Source organism: Pseudomonas sp. G5(2012) (assembly GCF_000408945.1).
GTDB lineage: Bacteria > Pseudomonadota > Gammaproteobacteria > Pseudomonadales > Pseudomonadaceae > Aquipseudomonas > Aquipseudomonas umsongensis.
The window spans coordinates 1-846 of sequence record NZ_APIO01000196.1; the positions used below are offsets into that span (position 1 = coordinate 1).

An 846-nucleotide genomic window follows, 5' to 3' on the forward strand; every position below is an offset into this window, starting at 1 on the left:
GCCGCCGAACGCCTGCACATCGCCCAGCCGCCCTTGAGCCGGCAGATCCAGCAGTTGGAAGATGAACTGGGGGTGATGCTGCTCGAGCGTGGCCGACCGTTGAAGCTGACCGACGCCGGGCGTTTTTTCCATGAGCATTCCACCGCCCTCCTCGACCAGTTGCACAAGGTCTGCGACAACACCCGACGCATCGGCCTGGGGGAAAAGACCTGGCTGGGCATCGGCTTTGCGCCTTCGACGCTGTACGGCGTGCTGCCGGAACTGATTCGCCGCTTGCGCAGCGGCGAACCGCTGGAACTGGAACTCGGGCTGTCGGAGATGACCACACTGCAGCAGGTACAGGCGCTCAAGGCCGGGCGCATCGACGTCGGCTTCGGCCGCATCCGCATCGACGACCCGGCCATCGTCCAGACCGTGCTCACCGAAGACCGACTGGTGGCCGCCCTGCCCGCCGGTCACCCGCTGCTGGCCGGGCCCGTCAGCCTGCGCGACCTGGCCAAAGAGCCGTTCGTGCTGTACCCCGGCAACCCCCGCCCCAGCTATGCCGACCACGTGATCGCGCTGTTCGAATCCTATGGGGTGAGCATCCATATTGCGCAATGGACCAACGAGCTGCAGACGGCGATCGGGTTGGTGGGTGCCGGGATAGGGATCACGCTGGTGCCGGCCTCGGTGCAATTGCTGCACCGCGACGACATCGGTTTCACCCCGCTGCTGGAAGACAACGCCACCTCACCGATCATTCTCAGTCGGCGGGTGGGCGACGTTTCACCGGGGTTGAACCATTGCTTGCGGATGATCGACGAGTTGCTGCCACAAACAATCACGCCCCTGTAGGAGCTGCCG

The 846-nt window shown here is 65.0% G+C and carries 1 protein-coding gene; it reads left to right on the top strand.

Translation table 11 applies throughout. The features are described from left to right. Window positions 1-837, top strand: an 837-nt coding sequence (locus tag PG5_RS32385) for a LysR family transcriptional regulator (protein ID WP_052024760.1), incomplete at its 5' end; no start/stop codon positions are given. Window positions 838-846: the final 9 nt, after the last annotated feature.